This is a genomic window from Bernardetia sp., from assembly GCF_020630935.1.
Taxonomy (GTDB): domain Bacteria; phylum Bacteroidota; class Bacteroidia; order Cytophagales; family Bernardetiaceae; genus Bernardetia.
Genome location: NZ_JAHDIG010000055.1, coordinates 16,895 through 33,194 on the forward strand (window position 1 = coordinate 16,895; position 16,300 = coordinate 33,194).

Below are 16,300 nucleotides of genomic sequence, written 5' to 3' on the forward strand. Positions count from 1 at the left end.
AGGAGTTTTTTATAGAGTATATTTTATTTTTATACTAAATCTTTTTCTATTTGCTCTACTTTTTCTTCTTCTTGATTAGAAAGCACCACTAAATTCCCATCATCTAAGGTCAATATATTGATTTCTTCATTTTTCAAGTATTCTCCTTTTTCTATAATTTTGTTTAAGGTTTCAACTATTTGAGTAGAATGGGTAGAAAAAACAAGTTGATTTTCTGGATGAGCAGTTGCATACCACACTAAAAACTCTGTGAGTGTTTTGTGTAACTCTGTTCTTACGTGTGCTTCTGGATGCTCTATAAACCTTAAAACAGGTCTTTGATGTAAAGCAGCTAAAAATAAATCTTGTACCATACGGATAAGTTCCTGCTGATGCGTAGAAGCATTTTGAAGATAGACATATTTTTCTGGCATTTCATAAAATATTTTTTCACCAAAAGAATCTGTCTGATATGTTCCTTGAAGAAGAGTATTGATAAGCTCAGTAGTAGATTCTATTTTCAGATTGGCATCTGTGCTAAACTTCATTACATCAAAAAACACATCCTTTAGTGTTGTATTTCTTTTAAAAACAGGCAGTACATTATTCTTAATATGCTGTACAAAACGTAATTGGAAAAGTTCGTGTTCGGAATCAAAGCGTAAAAATCCTTTGTTTTTAAGCGTTTGTTCCATTTCATCAAAAATAGTCTGTACACGATTTCCGATAGCAAACCAAATACTTCTATTGTTTGGAATATAAAGCTCTTGTGTATTGTCTCCAAAAACAATATTTAGTCTGGCTCTAAGTGCATCCAAAACCTCTTGCCACTCTTTTGAAGAACTATCCAAACCTTTATTCTTTAAGGCTACTAGCTCCTCTACGGCTTCAAAAGAATTATCTAATATTTTATCTCCAAAATCATCTACAAAAAATAAATCTAAATCGTTGTTATCATTAATGTAAAAACAAACTAGCTCTCCAGAAGGAGTGTAATAGTCGATTGTAAAGTCTTCTAAATGCCTAGTAGAACCAAAATGATGTACAAAGGCAATTCGGACAGCTTGTTTCATTCGTCCGAAAAAGTTATGCCTAAAAATTTGAGGAGCATTTGCCGAAACTTCATTTATAATCTCATCTTGCAAGTGGTGCATAAAATAAGCTACTTTCATAAGGGTACTTTTCCCACAAGCATGCTCGCCCACAATGACATTAAATTTACGTAAATATAGGTCAGCTTCTTTTATCTGCTTAAAATTCTTAATGTGTATTCTTTCCATATTTTTATAATTATATCAAAACAAAATGAGCGTCAAATGGTCGGATAAAATAAGGTTTCTATGCAATTATTCATATCAGAGATTAGATAACCTATACAGACAAATATAACCTAATTTTTGTAAATGTAAAAAAACAGCTTTACAACTAAAAATTATTTAATTTTACCTCTGAAAATTTATATTTCTCTGTACTTTGAAATGTAATGGAATAATCAGATTCTCCTTTGAGAAGTTTTTCTACTAACTCTTTTTCCACAGGCAAATAAAAATAATTTGGATGTATTGCATCAGAAACAAATGTTCCTAAAGGGATAGAAAATTCTCCTGCATGTCCAACAAGTTGAATGTAGGCAGTAGGACTATTTTTAAACTCACTTTCTCCTTCAAGAACAAGTTTAAGAACGTGGTTATCTTTTATTCTATTTTCTAAGACAATCAGTCTAAGTGTTGCATCAGACTTTTTGAAAACAAGTTCTTTTCGCTCACGTAATTTATTTTTTGCTCTTATACTTCCCTCTGCCATTTTGTTTTTTTGATTGTTTTTAGGAGAAAAAAGTAACAAATAACGAGGCTGGACAATACCTTTATAAGATATAATAGGTTTGGAAGGATCTCCATTGTTAAATAAAGTGCCTACAAAGCGTTTTATTTCTGCTAAAGAATCTGATTTTGTCATCGGAATAGACTCTGCCAATGCGCTAAACCTCGCAATTCCTGCATCCTGTCCAACATTAAAAACCAATCCATTGACACGTAAAGTAGAATCCTTCGCCTTAGTAAAAGATGGATAGAGGCATATATTGACATTATCTTTATTTGTAGCAATTTGTTGTTCTGAATATTTAGTAATTTGAACCAAAAGAGGCTGGTTATTAGTATCATTCAAAACATATAATTCAGATGCTGGATAATCCGTACTATCTCCAAATTGCTGATAAGTAAAAGCTAACAAATTAGATATAGAAATACAGTTTATCATCAAAAAGAGCAATAAATAACGCCTCAGAACATAATTTTTTCTCTTGTTTTGCATATATTTTAGATATTTCTAGTGATTATTTTTCTCCTGTCATATATCTTCTCATTTCTTTTTCCAAAAGCAAACGTTCTCCCATTGTTAGTGATTCTACATCTATCAGAATACGATAATCCATAGGACTTTCTTGTGCTTTTTTAAAAGCTACATTTACAGCATCTATCGGCTCGGCAATATTTTGAACCATCAATGTTAGTCCTGTTACAGATACAACAGTCAGTTGAGCATCTTGTGGATTTACTGAATTGATAATAGGTAAGATATCATTTACTTCTGCTTTTGCAGTAATTTGCTCAAATGCTTTTATACCAAATAAGCGAGTAGAGTAAGAAATATTGCTTTCTCTAAATTCAATCTGTGTTTTACTAAAAGTAGCAGACAAAACGAATCCTATCCAAACTACTCCTGTGATAATTCCTGATGCATAAAAAAGTGCAAAGGCAACTCCAAACCCTCTTTTGGGAAGTACCCAATTTTGAAGCAAATAGAGTCCTCCAAAAGTCATTATGCCAACAAGTGCAATCCAAAATACATTGTACGTATTATTCCAAACTGCCATGTCATCACTACCTTGTTTGATAATACTGATATTTATAGGGCGTGGCAAATCATAACTAATTTCTGTAATTTGCAGAGTATCTGGAGGCATCATAAACTCTGCCAGTGGATAGTTGTAAGAAAGCTCTACATTGTCAGCATTGAGAAACTGCCTAGAAAAATTAGCATAACTCTTGTCCTCTGGATTCTGAACCAAGTAGACAGGAAAAGAAACAGTCGTTCTTAATTTGTTGATAAGCTGCTTTAGTACAGCTTTTTCACTATAAATTCCTAGTTCTATAGGTTTCAATCCCCAACGCACTAAAGAAATATTCAGTGTCAGTTCGTTTCTTGAAAATAAATTTCCTTGCCTAATTGTCCAATCTCGCATTACCTCTATATGGCTAAAATTATCAAAGGGAATAGATGTAATAACTTCCTTCCCAAAATATTTTCGCTCTGAGACAATCAAGGCTTCTTTTTCTTTATCTATGGTTAGTTTTTTGATTTTACCCACTTTCAAATCCAATACGCCCAATGTCATGAGAGCAAGTCCAAAAATCAGCCAAAAGAAACGTATTTTTTTATATACTTTTCTAAAAAAAATAAGTCCTATAAACACACAAAAAAAACCCACTCCGATAACAGCATAAGCAGGTACAAGAGATGAAATAAAAATGATTTGATGGTCTGTATAAATTGTTTCCACTAAAAATCAATTACGAATTAAAAATTACGAATCATGGAATAGTCAGCAAAACTAATTGAAAATCTGATTAGATTATATAAACTACACAATTCTAAATTAACTACTATCAATTAAACGGAATTATGGCAAAACGATTTGGTTTGAGTTCTTTATTGAAGTCTTTCAACAATGTAGAATCATTTAAGTTGTGATAATATTTTCTAGCAATAGATGTCCAAGTTTGTTTTTTTTCTACAAAATGAACACCCTTTACAGGAACAATATACCACATTTCGCCCAAAACTGAATTACTCTTGATAGAATTAGAGTTTTCAATATTGAAAGCACGAGCCAAATTTGTAGCCGAGCCATATCTATTTTCAGTATCTTTATAAAGTGCATACAGCCTAAAATTTTGAGCATCGTAGGCATCAAAATAATTATCATACACTTTTCTATACATCAAAGAATCCGAAATACGTCGTTTTCCAATCTTTTCCTCAAACTCTATAGCTAGTTCTTGGCTACTATTTCTAAGACTATCCAATTCTGTTTTTAGAGCATCGTTTTCTTTCTGCCAAGCAGCCTTTTGTATCAGAAAAAGAAAAATTAGAAAAAGTGTAAGTCCAAAAACACTCAAAACTGTTATGATAGTAGTACGCTGAACCACAAAAAATAAGTTTAATTTTTTACCACAGTCCTTGTTGGTATCCCCACCAACGACTAAGACTAATATTACCAAAATAATAAAGCAAGATAAGAGACTGTAAGGAGAAATTCAAACCCTATTTTTTATAAGTCTTGATTCCAAAAAAATTCATACTTTTGCAGTAGCAAAATATTGCTTGATTTTAACCTAAAAACACGTACAATAAAATGGCTGAAACTACTCCATCAACAGAACTAAAAAGAGTTGCTCTACACGATATTCATACAAAACTAGGAGCTAAACTAATTCCATTTGCTGGTTATGAAATGCCTGTTTGGTATGCTTCACAGATTACAGAACACCACGCTGTTCGTGAAAAAGTAGGAATGTTTGATGTCTCACATATGGGAGAATTTTCTGTAAAAGGAGAAGAAGCCGAAGCATTTTTGCAGTATGTAACTTCCAACGATGTAGCTACACTTTATGATGGCAGAGTACAATATTCTTGTTTTCCGAACGACAAAGGAGGAATTGTAGATGATTTGCTTGTTTATAAAATGGCAGAGAATGATTATTTGCTTGTTGTAAATGCTTCAAATATTGAAAAAGATTGGAATTGGCTGATGAAACATAAGCCAGAAAGCGTAGAGATGACAAATATTTCTGATGAAATGAGCCTTTTTGCTGTGCAAGGTGCTGTGGCTGTAGATGCACTTCAACCTCTAACAGAAGTAAACTTGAAAGAAATTCCTTATTATCATTTCAAAAAAGATACGTTTGCAGGCGTTCCAAATGTAATTATTTCAAATACAGGCTATACAGGCGCAGGAGGTTTTGAAATCTATGTCAATAATGAAAATGCTGTCGAAGTATGGGAAGCCATTTTGAAGAGTGGAGCAGAACACGGAATTGTTCCTGTTGGGTTAGCTGCAAGAGATACGCTTCGCCTAGAAATGGGATTTTGTTTGTATGGAAATGATATAAATGATACTACTTCGCCTTTGGAAGCTGGTTTGGGTTGGATAACCAAATTCAATAAAAAATTTATTAATAGTGAAGCCTTAGAACTTCAAAAGAAAGAAGGCGTTACAAAGAAATTAATAGGTTTTGAAGTTTTAGATAAGGGAATTGCTCGCCAACACCATAAAGTTTTTGATGCAGCAGACGGAGGAAATCAGATTGGAGAAGTTACTTCGGGTACAAAATCACCTTCGTTGGGAACATCTATCGGAATGGCATACCTTAAAAAAGAATTTACAAAAGTGGATACTGAAATCTTTGTAGAGGTAAGAGAAGGAAAAAGAATTAAGGCTGAAGTCAGAAAGTTTCCATTTTTACAGAAGTAAAATAGCACTTTGTAGGTAAGCAAGATAACTTTATCGAAAAATAGTTTTTATAATATACTATAATTCATTTTTTGGGGTTATTGGTATAAATTCTGACTACTATATAGATAAGTGCAAGAAGTTTTTTCTTTGAAAAGTACTATCTTGCTTATCTTTGTCAAAACGCCATAATAAGTTTTGCTCTACTATCTCTGAAAAACACAACACGGCTATGCGAAAAAAAATATTTTACTCTTCCTTCAAAACTTTGGTACATAGTATAAGTTGTTTGTTACTAATATTGCTTTGTGCTTTTCACACTCACGCCTATAGTTATGCACAAGAGGTTAGTATGCAAGCACAAGCTACTTCTCCAAAAACAGTTATCTTGCGTTGGCAACTCAAATCGGCTGCCGAAACTGTTCCTATTTCCTATTTTGAGGTAGAACGCAGTATAGATGGTCGCAATTTTACGACTATTGAAACTGTTCAGAGCAACGATACAGAATATTATTCTTTTGTAGATAAAAAAGCATTTGCCTCTCGCCTACACTACCGTTTGAAAATTCTGAATGCTGATGGCGATGCTACCTATTCTGAAATTATGCCAGTAGATGTCATCTTGACATTGGCATCCAATCAGTTTGTACCTTCGAAAGTAGAAACCTCATATATCAAAATTCACTTGCCAAGTACAGATATGCACGCTACTGTACAAATTTATGATTCAGATGGAGTGCTTTATTTTTCTATGGAAGCAGATAAGTCTCCCTTAATTATTGATATAAATGGGTGGCAAAATGGGAATTATTTTGTTCATTTTCGCTCGGCACAGCGTACGGAAGTAAATCAGATGTTAGTAGAAAGATAGAATGTAAATACAGATTGATAGGTTTTAGAGTAGTGAGTCGAAAGCCACGGCTGGATAACGAAGACATAGCTCTAACTCGCTTGGAAGTTAGCTAGAGCTACTTTTTTCATTCATTTTTTTGAAACACTACGCCAAACGAGGGGAAATCTTATTGTGATAGAAATTTAATAGTTTTTCTTTTATCCTATATAAAGTGTTTCTTCGCCCTCTTTCTATAATTCTACTAATTTCTTCTAAGCTGTCCATAGGATGCACAAAATAATACATATTGTTACCTCTATCTATTGCATATTTAGTACTTGAACCATATAAAATTGAGCCATCTGCTTTTTTTCTCATCTCTATTGTGACTAAAAAAAATCTTTTTCCTCTCTTATATGAGTTATTTCAGCTTCACGAGTATTACTCCATTTATTTAACCCAAGTATTACATTTTTAAGAATTTTGTTTACATATTTTTTTTCATTTTTCACAAGCATTATTTAGTTTATATCAATAAACCTTATCACGGTTAATTTTGTAAAGTTCATTTCTCCATAGGGCTGGGTTTGCAAACCCAACCCTATGGAGAAATAGGCACGATTTGATTTTCTAAATTTATTAAAAGAATTAAATATTTTGTTCCATTTTACTGTTGTTGGTGTTTTAGTGAAATGACACCAACAACAAATATACTCATAAGTTTGTATTGTATACTTATTGGTTATCGTAACGACAAGCTGAAACTAAAGACCAACAAGGGTGTGAACGACTTATATTTGACGAATATAGTATTTAGTAAAAATATAAAATAATCTTTGTAGAAACGCACATCTTTTCGTAATTTTGCCCTTCATTGTTTTAAAACACTCATAAAAACAGTTTAGAGTTGTGAAACTTTAGGCTTATTTAATCTCAATTATTATGAAACGTACTTTTCAACCTTCACAACGCAAGCGTAAAAACAAACATGGTTTTCGCTCACGTTCAGAAACTCCAGGAGGACGTAATGTTCTTCGTGCAAGACGTGCGAAAGGTCGTCATAAACTTACTGTTTCTGACGAGCGTACACACAAGTAAGAATTACTCTAGTGTTTCTACTGCACTTCAACGCATATTATAAAGGCTTTTTAGTATAAAATTATACTGAAAAGCCTTTTTACTTTTATAAATGTTAAAGGCAAGCCTTTAACCTACACTTTTATGTTATTCCATCAAACTCTGACTAAACTCTATCAAAAGTTCATACAAGTTTTGATAAGCAAAAAGTGATAAGTTTTGAGGGGTGTCGTTTATATCGTGATAGGCTTGGCTACCTCCATTCAGATAAATAAAAAAACTAGGAACTCTGTTTTTATGAAAAAAATAATGGTCAGAATTGGCTGCTTCGCCTCTACTAGCTATATTTTTTACATAGTTTTTTTCTTGATTGATTTTTTTCAATAGTTCAAATTCTTTTTCATGAATAGTAGCATTTACGACTGTTGCGCCTTCTTCTCCAGTTCCAACTAAATCCAAATTGATAAGAAAATGAATATTTTTAAGTGGAAAAAGTGGATTTGTAGTATAAAACATCGAACCCAAAAGTCCGATTTCTTCTGAACCAAATGCCATAAAAGCTACTGAGTATTCTGGAGGATTTTGAGCATAATATTTTGCTAGTTCTAAAAGCATCGCTACACCAGAAGCATTGTCATTTGCCCCAGCAAAGAAAACATCTTTTCCCATCCTACCCAAATGGTCGTAATGTGCAGAGAAAACAATCACTTTTTCTGGATTTTTTGTCCCTTTTACATACCCCACTACATTTTGTGAAGGCTGACTTTCAATAAGTTTTGACTTTACATTAAACTTTAGCTTTTGAATTTTTCCTTGTTTTTTAGCTTCTTTCAAATCTTGTAAATCTATCAAATCCAAAGGCTCATAAATAGGAAAAATACTGTCCAATACTTCAAAATGTGGTTTTGAATACGCAACTGGTGAAGGAACACCAACCAACTTTTCTGTTCTGACAAAAACAGCTTTTGCCTCTTGTATTTTATCTATAAATGCTGCATTTTCCAACTGAATTTTCTTTGTCCATTTATCAGAATACATCACAGCCGTTTTTTTCAAGGAGACTTTTTGAAAGGCATTTTGAGCCGAATCGTTCTCAAAAAAAGCTGAATCTAAATACAAAACACCCACTTTTCCTTTTCCAGAATTTGAAAAAGAAGTTATCAAATACTCTTCTCCTACTTGAAAGTTTTTTTCTGTAGATTTTAATTGTACTTTTTTTGGAAAAGTATTGACAGATTTTAGATTAAATGATTGAAAATAATTACCTTTGTACTTTAATAATCCTATTCGTTCAAACTCTGAAGCAATGTATTGTGCAGCTATTTGCTCGCCACTATAAGCATAGCCTCTGCCGTGCATTTTAGGGCTACATAGCTCACTAATTGTATTTTTTGCTGATTTTATAACGTTTGTATGATGAGTTAGTTTGTTTTTAGAATCGCTTTGTGCCATAAGATTAGACACATTGAATAAAAACATTATAAAAAAAACACAACAAAACTTATATAATTTTGCTTGAAAGTCTTTCTTAAAAAAATCTGTATTTGTCATTTTAATCTTTGATTTATAATTAGATAGAACCTGAATGTTATCTAAAAATTTTATTTTTACGGCTTTATTTTTTACAATAGTCCTTTCTTGTATTTCTTGTTTCAGAAAAAAAGAACAGAATCAATATACAGAACTTTATACGATTGTACCTACTGATTCTAGCAGTTTTACAACTTCTTTAGAAAATATAGAATTTCTCAAAAAAACTACCTTTGAGTTAGATGGTACTTGGAAAGTAGAAGAAGAGGTTGCTCAAAAAAGTTCAACTTATTTTATTTTTGAAGGGCGAAAGGTTTATCCAAACCTTTATGAGAGAGAAAAAAGAGAAAATGACTACCAAACTTTTGCCACCTATAACAAATGTCCCAACGAAGGAGGCATTTTTGATAAAACAGGACGTTTTTTAGTCATTGGAAGTGGAGACGAAAATCAACGATGTTATGAAATAAATTATTTCAAATCTTCTAACCTTGTACTTTATGATATTGAAAATAAGGTAGAATTAAATCTAAATAAAGTTAGATAATCCATCTTATTTATTCTATTCGTATTCATCTTCATATTCGTCGTCCTCAATTTCGTATTCTAGTTCTTCGTTGTCTTCAAAGAGCTTAATAGCAGGCTCATAATTAGCACACATTTTCAAGCATCTTGAAAGCCAATGTACAGCTTCTTTTATGTAAGGCAATGCTGCTTCATCTCCAGTAAACTCCTCATCTTCCAATAAAAGTAGAGCCGAATCAAGATATGCCTTTCCAAAATCGTAAAGTACACCAGGTTGGTCTTTTACATAGAGAAACATCGACTCATAAAGAGGTTTTGCCTCATCCACTCTGCCTAAATATCCTAATCGGTTAGCTTTTGTAAGTTCTGCATACGAGGAATCAATATCTGTTTCTATTTTGTTTTTAGCTATAAAATCAGCTATTGCCCCCACCACAAAAGGAAGATTTTTCCAAAAACGAGGGCGCAATTCCCTTTCCGTACAGCTATCACATTGAAAAGTAGATTCAAAAACAGAAGCCTTGTCTTCTTTTCCGTAAAAGTATAATTCTACTTTTGGTGTAACTTGAACTCGGTTATAGTAATTACAAACTGGGCAGATTTTATAGTCATTCAAATCTGTATAATTACCATGTTTATTGAAAATAGTATCACAATATCTACAAAAAATATAGCGTGTAGGGCGTACATAAGACAAATCTATGCTACTTCTACAGGTAGGACATTCAGATTTTCTGAAATTATGGAGTTCGTCTTGAGCTTTGAGTTCTTTTTTTCTCTCTTCTACTTGAAGCTCTGTGTATCTTCTATCTATCATACTTTTTATATCGAAGGCTTCTTCTTCTTCTACACGAATCATAAAACCATTGAAATGAGGCAGCAAAAACTCATCTACAGCCGTTCTTGCGCCTGCTTTTATAATGATAGAAAGACGATTGCGATATCTAACCACTTCTTGAATCTCTGAAAAGGCAAGCATTTCTCCATCAAAATATATTCCTTCCTCTTCGATAGAACCTTGCTTATCAAAAAATGAAGTAGGCTTATTTTTAGCATCTAAAAAACGAAAATCAAAGTCGAACATAGAAATATCAGTTATCAGTAAATAGTTATCAGTAAACAGTTACTGATAATGCTAAATGGAAAGTAGAAGTGTAGTTGAAAGGCAAGCCTTTTAACTAAATCAATAGTAAATATAACAAAGTATTTGGGTAAAAATCACTTCTTAAATTTTCCTAATTCCAAATTGTTTCAAAATTATTCATTATAAATTCATAAATTCGCAGTATTGAATAGCTATAATAGCAAAAAATATTAGAATTATTTACTTATAAATCAACACACCAATTAAAATTTATGGCAACAGAAGGAATACCAGCCAAACCACAAAAAGACCCTTTTGAGGGAGAGTTACAAGAAATGTTTGGACACCCCAAAGGACTTTTTTACTTATTCTTTGCAGAGCTTTGGGAACGCTTTAGTTTTTATGGAATGCGTGCTTTGCTAACACTTTATATGACTGATGTCCTTTTCAATGGACTTCCCAATGGTGAGGAACTTTCGATTGTAGTTTATGCTGCGTATGGTTCTTTAGTGTATGCGACTCCTTTTATAGGTGGTATGGTTGCTGATAAGTTAATAGGATATAGAAAAGCAATTATGTTAGGAGGAATTTTGATGACTTTAGGGCATTTTGTTTTGGCAATAGAAAATACATATGCTTTTTATATCGCACTTGCTTTAATAATTGTTGGAAACGGATTTTTCAAGCCAAATATTTCTTCTTTCGTTGGTTCTCTTTATAAAGAAGGAGATGCTCGCCGTGATGGAGGTTTTACTATTTTTTACATGGGAATCAACATTGGTGCTGCTGCTGCTCCTATCTTTTGTGGTTGGTTGGCTGATGCTTTTGGTTGGCACTGGGGATTTGGTGCAGCAGGTGTAGGAATGCTTGCAGGACTTATATTCTTTTGGGATGGAATGCGTAAAGGTGTTTTTGGAAATGAAGGTCATCCTCCAAATGGAAAAGGAACTCTAGCAAAAACAGCAGAATCTGTTGTATATGTATTAGCATTTATGTCTGTTCCAATATTTACATTTTTAGTATGGGAAAATCAGTATGTTTCTTGGATTTTGTATGGTGCTTTAGCTGTTTCTATTGCTTATGTAGTTTATATCATGACAATCGTCTCAAAAGAAGAAGTCCAAAGAGTTCTTGTAGTTTGTATTCTTACTTTTTTCATTACGGTTTTTTGGTCTTTCTTTGAGCAGAGTGGTAGCTCCCTCACACTTTTTGCTAAAAATAGTGTAGATTTAGTTTTGATGAATGCTGCACAAACCAATTCTATTAATGCTATTTTTATCATAATATTTGCTATTCCTTTTTCTATGATGTGGATATGGCTTTCTAAAAAGAAAATGAACCCATACACACCAATAAAATTTGCTTTAGGTATTGCTCAACTTGGTTTAGGATTCTTGATTTTTGCTATTTCTATTCGTTTTGCTAATGAATCTGCATTAGTGCCAATGATATTTTTAGTATTAGGTTATTTACTAATGACAACAGGAGAATTATTTATCTCTCCAGTAGGACTTTCTAAAGTAACAGAACTTACTCCAAAACAATTTGTAGGCTTTATGATGGGGGTTTGGTTCTTATCTTCTGCTTTTGCTCATCATATTGCTGGAATCATTGCTACATTTACAGCAGGTAATGGAGGTGATGGACAACAAACAGCCACAGAACCTACTTTCATAGATGGCTTGGTAGAAATGGTTACAGGAGTAGCTCCAGAACAAGCAGCCAATTTTACAGAAGGAATGGAAAAACTCTATACATATTCTACTGTATTCTCACAAGTAGGATTTGCAGCAATTGGTTTTGCTATTTTGGCTCTTATTCTTTCTCCATTAATGATAAAATGGTCTAACGGAATTAGATAATAAAAACTTTATCTTTATAGACAAAAAATTCTTTAGAGTACTGGACATCCATAGATATTTCCTGTTCTGTAAGCCACAGAACAGGGAAAAGTACCGTTCGTTGGTATTTTAGCGACAGCGACACCAACAACTTTTTATCTCATGTCTAGTACTCTAAAAATCCTTATTCTTTCTTTGCTTGAATAAGGATTTTTTAATTTAATGTAAAAACAATGAGCGATAATACTATTAAAATTCTAGTCATTTTAATTATCACAACTATTTTTTGTGGTATCATTGGAACGGCTGGCTATCTTTTTTATACGACTTACAAGACGGAAACTATCTGTTCAGATTACACAAGTGGAAACACTGAAGCTGTAAAAAAACAGATTTTAGACGAGTCTATTTCAGTAGATTATGGCTGTCCATATCCATTTTTGGCATATTCTAGTAAGATAGGAGATATTGATATGGTAAAATTTCTAATAGAAAACAATGCAGAAATAGAAAAACGTTTTACTTTCAAAAATCCTAAAACTTATCCATACAAAGTAGTTCATACACCACTCTTTTATGCGATTTATGAAAAATACGAACAGAAAAAAATAGATTTTCCAATGGAAATTAATGAGAACTATATTGCTTGTTTGGAGCTTTTAATAAAAAATGGAGCAAGTTTAGACACGCCTTGTGGAAGGGAATATGAAGAAAATGCAAGCGATAGTTTGAAGACCGTTTTTAGAAATGAAAGTCCAGATAAACAAACAGCTAGAGAAATTATAAAATTGATAGACAATAAAATGTTGAATAATTTTGCAGCAAAATATTAAAAAATCCTCGTTGATAGCTACATTTGAGCCTCAACGACGGTTTACAAACTCTCATGAAAACCTTAAAACAAATCCAGCAATTTTCTAAAAAGAATAATTTTGAACTACAAGATAAATCAATCCTTGTGGCGTGTAGTGGAGGTGTGGACTCAATGGTTTTGACAGATATTTTATCAAAACTAGACAACATAAAAAAAATAGGAATTGCTCATTGTAACTTTTCACTTAGAGCAGACGAATCTGATGGAGATGAAAAATTTATTAGAAATTATGCAAAAGAAAAAAATATAGATTTCCATTCTATCAAGTTCAACACCAAAAAATTAGCAGAAGAAAAACAAAAATCTATTCAACTGATAGCTAGAGAATTACGCTATGATTTTTTTGAAAAAATAAGTAGCAAAGAAGGTTATGAGTTCGTAGCTACAGCACACCATCTTTCCGATTCTTTAGAAACGTCGCTCTATCATTTGAGCAAAGGAAGTGGCATTTCTGGGCTGCGTGGAATTGTCCCCAAAAGAAGCATATATAAAAACAGTCAAGCCAAAATTATTCGTCCTTTGCTTTGCCTTACCAAACAGGAGATTTTGAATTATGCAAAGGAAAATAATCTAAAATGGCGAGAAGATGCCAGCAATCAAACCGAAAAATATAAAAGAAATTTCATTCGTCATCAGATTGTTCCTAAGCTAAAAGACATCAATCCAGATACAGAAAAAACGTTTTTAGATACCTCCGAACGCCTTAGAGCAATGGAAAATTTACTGCGTTTTCATCTAAAAACATTTGAAAAAACACTCTCCAAAAGAGAAGATAAAAGCATCTTGATAAGAACAGAAACTATTAGAAATATAGTAGAACCTTTGCTTATCGTTTCAGAGTTTTTGAAAAAGTATGGTTTCTCTTATAAGCAATCTAAGCAAATTTTAGAACAACTTGATAGCCAAGACACAAAGAGTAAGACATTTTTTGCCAAATCACATACACTTTTTACAAATCAAGAAGAATGGATTTTGAGAGACAAAAATGATAAAAAAACTAACTTTGAAGAGATTGAAATAGATTTTAATGATAATGGAAAATACCTTATTAAAAATAAAAAGGACAAAACGATTCTTACTTTAGAAAAACAGAATGCAGATAAAGCAGACTTTAAAAGCAAGTCGATGTATGTAGATGCTCATAAACTCAAATTTCCTTTAATGTTAAGAAAATGGCAAAATGGAGACAGATTTATCCCTTTAGGAATGAGAAATTCGAAAACGATTGGAAATTTTCTAACAGATTTGAAAATTCCGATATATCAAAGAGATTTTGTTTATATATTGGAATCAGACAAAACCATTTTTTGGGTGGGAATTATTGAAGAAAGTAAAGTAGAGCATTTGCGAATAGGCGAAAAATATAGGTTAGAATCAAATTCTAAATATATTATGAAAATTTCCTAAAAATATTCATAAAATTGATTTTGTTTAATAGTAGTTATTTTTAATAATTATTTCAAAGTTAATAGCTAAAAAATAATATTAAAAAACTTCAAACTTTCTGATATAAAAATCGTTGTTATAAGTGAAGCTACAAATAAGTAGTTTTTTAATAACATATCTAATCAATGTCTTGTTAGTTGTTGTTGGAGCATTTTTAGTTTTCTCCATTTCAATTTTTTTAACTAGAAGGCAAATTGGAAAGCTCTATTTTTTTAACTGTATTTCTCTATTTTTTCGGCTATGAAATCATTTATACTTTCTTTAGTATGTCTTCTTTGCGTTCCTCTCTATCTACAAGCACAAAGTCTTAACTATCCAACAGGCATTTCTTATCAAGGCAAACTTCTAAATAATGGGCAACTTTATGAAGGAACAGAATCTATCCTGTTCGAACTCATTTCAGAAAACAACATCATTAGATGGTCTGAAACACAGCAAGTTACAATCACAAGAGGACTCTACTCTGTGATTTTGGGAAGTGTTGTCCCTTTTGGAGACGACCTTTTTACAGAAAATAATGATTTGATGTTGAGAATAAAAATAGGAGACAATCCTCCTATGATGGTTTCTGCACTCAATATAGTTCCTTATGCTTACATGGCAAAAAGTGTTGCAGATGGTGCTATCACAACAGAAAGTATTGAGGGAGAAGGAAGCAATAAAGTATTGGTAACCAATGAGCAAGGAAATGTAACATGGGTAAATCAATCTGAATTGCAAACAACTGCTGCTTCTTTGGGTTCGGCAGGGGGTGATGTAAGTGGAAACTATAACAACCTTCAAATAAACTCTAATGTTATAACAACAAATGAAATTCAAGATGGAACAATAGTTACTGAAGATATAGCAGATAATTCTGTTACAGTAGAAAAACTTTCAGATGATGTAGTAGAGACTATAAAAATAAAAAATAATGCTGTAATTGCTTCTAAAATTTCTACTGGAGCAGTTGAAACAGATAAAATCCAAGACAATGCCATTACTACTGATAAAATAGTAGATGGGGCAATCACAGAATCTAAAATACAAGGAGGTGGAAATAATAAAGTAATGACCACTACTGGAACAGGGGATGTAATTTGGGTTGATAGAAGCACTTTTACTTCAGGCTCTTTAGGAAATGCAGGAGGCGACTTGAGTGGCGATTATTCAGCTTTAGAAATAAATGCAGGCGTAATTACAGAAACAGAAATTGCTGATAACGCTGTAACTGAAGATAAAATACAAAACAGTTCAGTAACCACTTCAAAAATTCAAAGTACAGGAAACGATTTAGTTCTGACAACAGACGCAACGGGAAACGTGATGTGGGAAAATAGAAACTCATTTACTACTGGTTCGCTTGGTTCTGCTGGTGGCGATGTAAACGGAAATTATTCCAACCTACAAATCAATCCAAATGCTATTACGGAAACAGAATTAGCTAACAGTTCTGTTACCACTTCAAAAATCCAAAGTACTGGAAATGATTTAGTTCTGACGACAGACGCAACTGGAAACGTGATGTGGGAAAATAGAAACTCATTTACTGCTGGTTCGCTTGGCTCTGCTGGTGGAGATTTGAATGGAAATTATTCCAACCTACAAATCAATCCAA

At 32.5% G+C, this 16,300-nt stretch carries 14 protein-coding genes; 8 read left to right on the forward strand and 6 right to left on the reverse strand.

Annotated features, from left to right (window positions below; all coding sequences use genetic code 11):
• Positions 1-29 precede the first annotated feature (29 nt).
• From QZ659_RS14770 to QZ659_RS14785, 4 genes are all read right to left on the reverse strand, one after another.
• Positions 30-1,259 (reverse strand): AAA family ATPase, encoded by a 1,230-nt coding sequence (locus tag QZ659_RS14770; RefSeq protein WP_291726773.1) that lies wholly within the window; start codon positions 1,257-1,259, stop codon positions 30-32.
• A gap of 145 nt (positions 1,260-1,404) precedes the next feature.
• Positions 1,405-2,292: a hypothetical protein gene (locus tag QZ659_RS14775; RefSeq protein WP_291726775.1), complete on the reverse strand. Its 888-nt coding sequence runs from the start codon at positions 2,290-2,292 to the stop codon at positions 1,405-1,407.
• Between the two features lie 22 nt (positions 2,293-2,314).
• Positions 2,315-3,541, reverse strand: a complete 1,227-nt coding sequence (locus tag QZ659_RS14780) for a hypothetical protein (RefSeq protein ID WP_291726778.1) — start codon at positions 3,539-3,541, stop codon at positions 2,315-2,317.
• A gap of 106 nt (positions 3,542-3,647) precedes the next feature.
• Positions 3,648-4,262: a hypothetical protein gene (locus QZ659_RS14785; protein WP_291726781.1), complete on the reverse strand. Its 615-nt coding sequence runs from the start codon at positions 4,260-4,262 to the stop codon at positions 3,648-3,650.
• 134 nt (positions 4,263-4,396) lie between these two features.
• On the opposite strand from QZ659_RS14785, the gene gcvT reads away from it, so the two are divergent.
• The 3 genes from gcvT to rpmH all read left to right on the forward strand — a co-directional run bounded on the left by gcvT (position 4,397) and on the right by rpmH (position 7,424).
• A complete protein-coding gene (gene gcvT, locus QZ659_RS14790) occupies positions 4,397-5,515 on the forward strand; it encodes a glycine cleavage system aminomethyltransferase GcvT (RefSeq protein ID WP_291726784.1) in 1,119 nt (372 codons plus the stop codon).
• Positions 5,516-5,726: 211 nt separating this feature from the next.
• The gene (locus QZ659_RS14795) at positions 5,727-6,365 is read left to right on the forward strand and encodes a T9SS type A sorting domain-containing protein (RefSeq protein WP_291726787.1); all 639 of its coding nucleotides are present in this window, start codon (positions 5,727-5,729) and stop codon (positions 6,363-6,365) included.
• A gap of 903 nt (positions 6,366-7,268) precedes the next feature.
• Positions 7,269-7,424 (forward strand): 50S ribosomal protein L34, encoded by a 156-nt coding sequence (rpmH, locus tag QZ659_RS14800; RefSeq protein ID WP_291726788.1) that lies wholly within the window; start codon positions 7,269-7,271, stop codon positions 7,422-7,424.
• Positions 7,425-7,550: 126 nt separating this feature from the next.
• Here the strand turns inward: rpmH and QZ659_RS14805 are convergent, their stop codons facing one another.
• A complete protein-coding gene (locus tag QZ659_RS14805; RefSeq protein ID WP_291726791.1) occupies positions 7,551-8,855 on the reverse strand; it encodes a M28 family metallopeptidase in 1,305 nt (434 codons plus the stop codon).
• Positions 8,856-8,988: 133 nt separating this feature from the next.
• Between QZ659_RS14805 and QZ659_RS14810 the strand changes: the two genes are divergently transcribed.
• The gene (locus QZ659_RS14810) at positions 8,989-9,480 is read left to right on the forward strand and encodes a hypothetical protein (protein WP_291726792.1); all 492 of its coding nucleotides are present in this window, start codon (positions 8,989-8,991) and stop codon (positions 9,478-9,480) included.
• Positions 9,481-9,495: 15 nt separating this feature from the next.
• On the opposite strand, the gene QZ659_RS14815 is transcribed toward QZ659_RS14810, so the two are convergent.
• Positions 9,496-10,542 carry a hypothetical protein gene (locus QZ659_RS14815; protein WP_291726793.1) on the reverse strand — a complete coding sequence of 349 codons (1,047 nt, stop codon included), beginning with the start codon at positions 10,540-10,542 and terminating at the stop codon, positions 9,496-9,498.
• Between the two features lie 272 nt (positions 10,543-10,814).
• Between QZ659_RS14815 and QZ659_RS14820 the strand changes: the two genes are divergently transcribed.
• From QZ659_RS14820 to QZ659_RS14835, 4 genes are all read left to right on the forward strand, one after another.
• The gene (locus QZ659_RS14820) at positions 10,815-12,404 is read left to right on the forward strand and encodes a peptide MFS transporter (protein WP_291726796.1); all 1,590 of its coding nucleotides are present in this window, start codon (positions 10,815-10,817) and stop codon (positions 12,402-12,404) included.
• A gap of 212 nt (positions 12,405-12,616) precedes the next feature.
• Positions 12,617-13,216, forward strand: a complete 600-nt coding sequence (locus tag QZ659_RS14825) for a hypothetical protein (protein ID WP_291726798.1) — start codon at positions 12,617-12,619, stop codon at positions 13,214-13,216.
• 53 nt (positions 13,217-13,269) lie between these two features.
• On the forward strand, positions 13,270-14,664 hold the full coding sequence (tilS, locus tag QZ659_RS14830) for a tRNA lysidine(34) synthetase TilS (protein WP_291726801.1): 1,395 nt from the start codon (positions 13,270-13,272) through the stop codon (positions 14,662-14,664).
• A 279-nt stretch (positions 14,665-14,943) separates the two neighbouring features.
• On the forward strand, positions 14,944-16,300 hold a 1,357-nt coding region (locus tag QZ659_RS14835; protein ID WP_291726802.1), incomplete at its 3' end, for a hypothetical protein.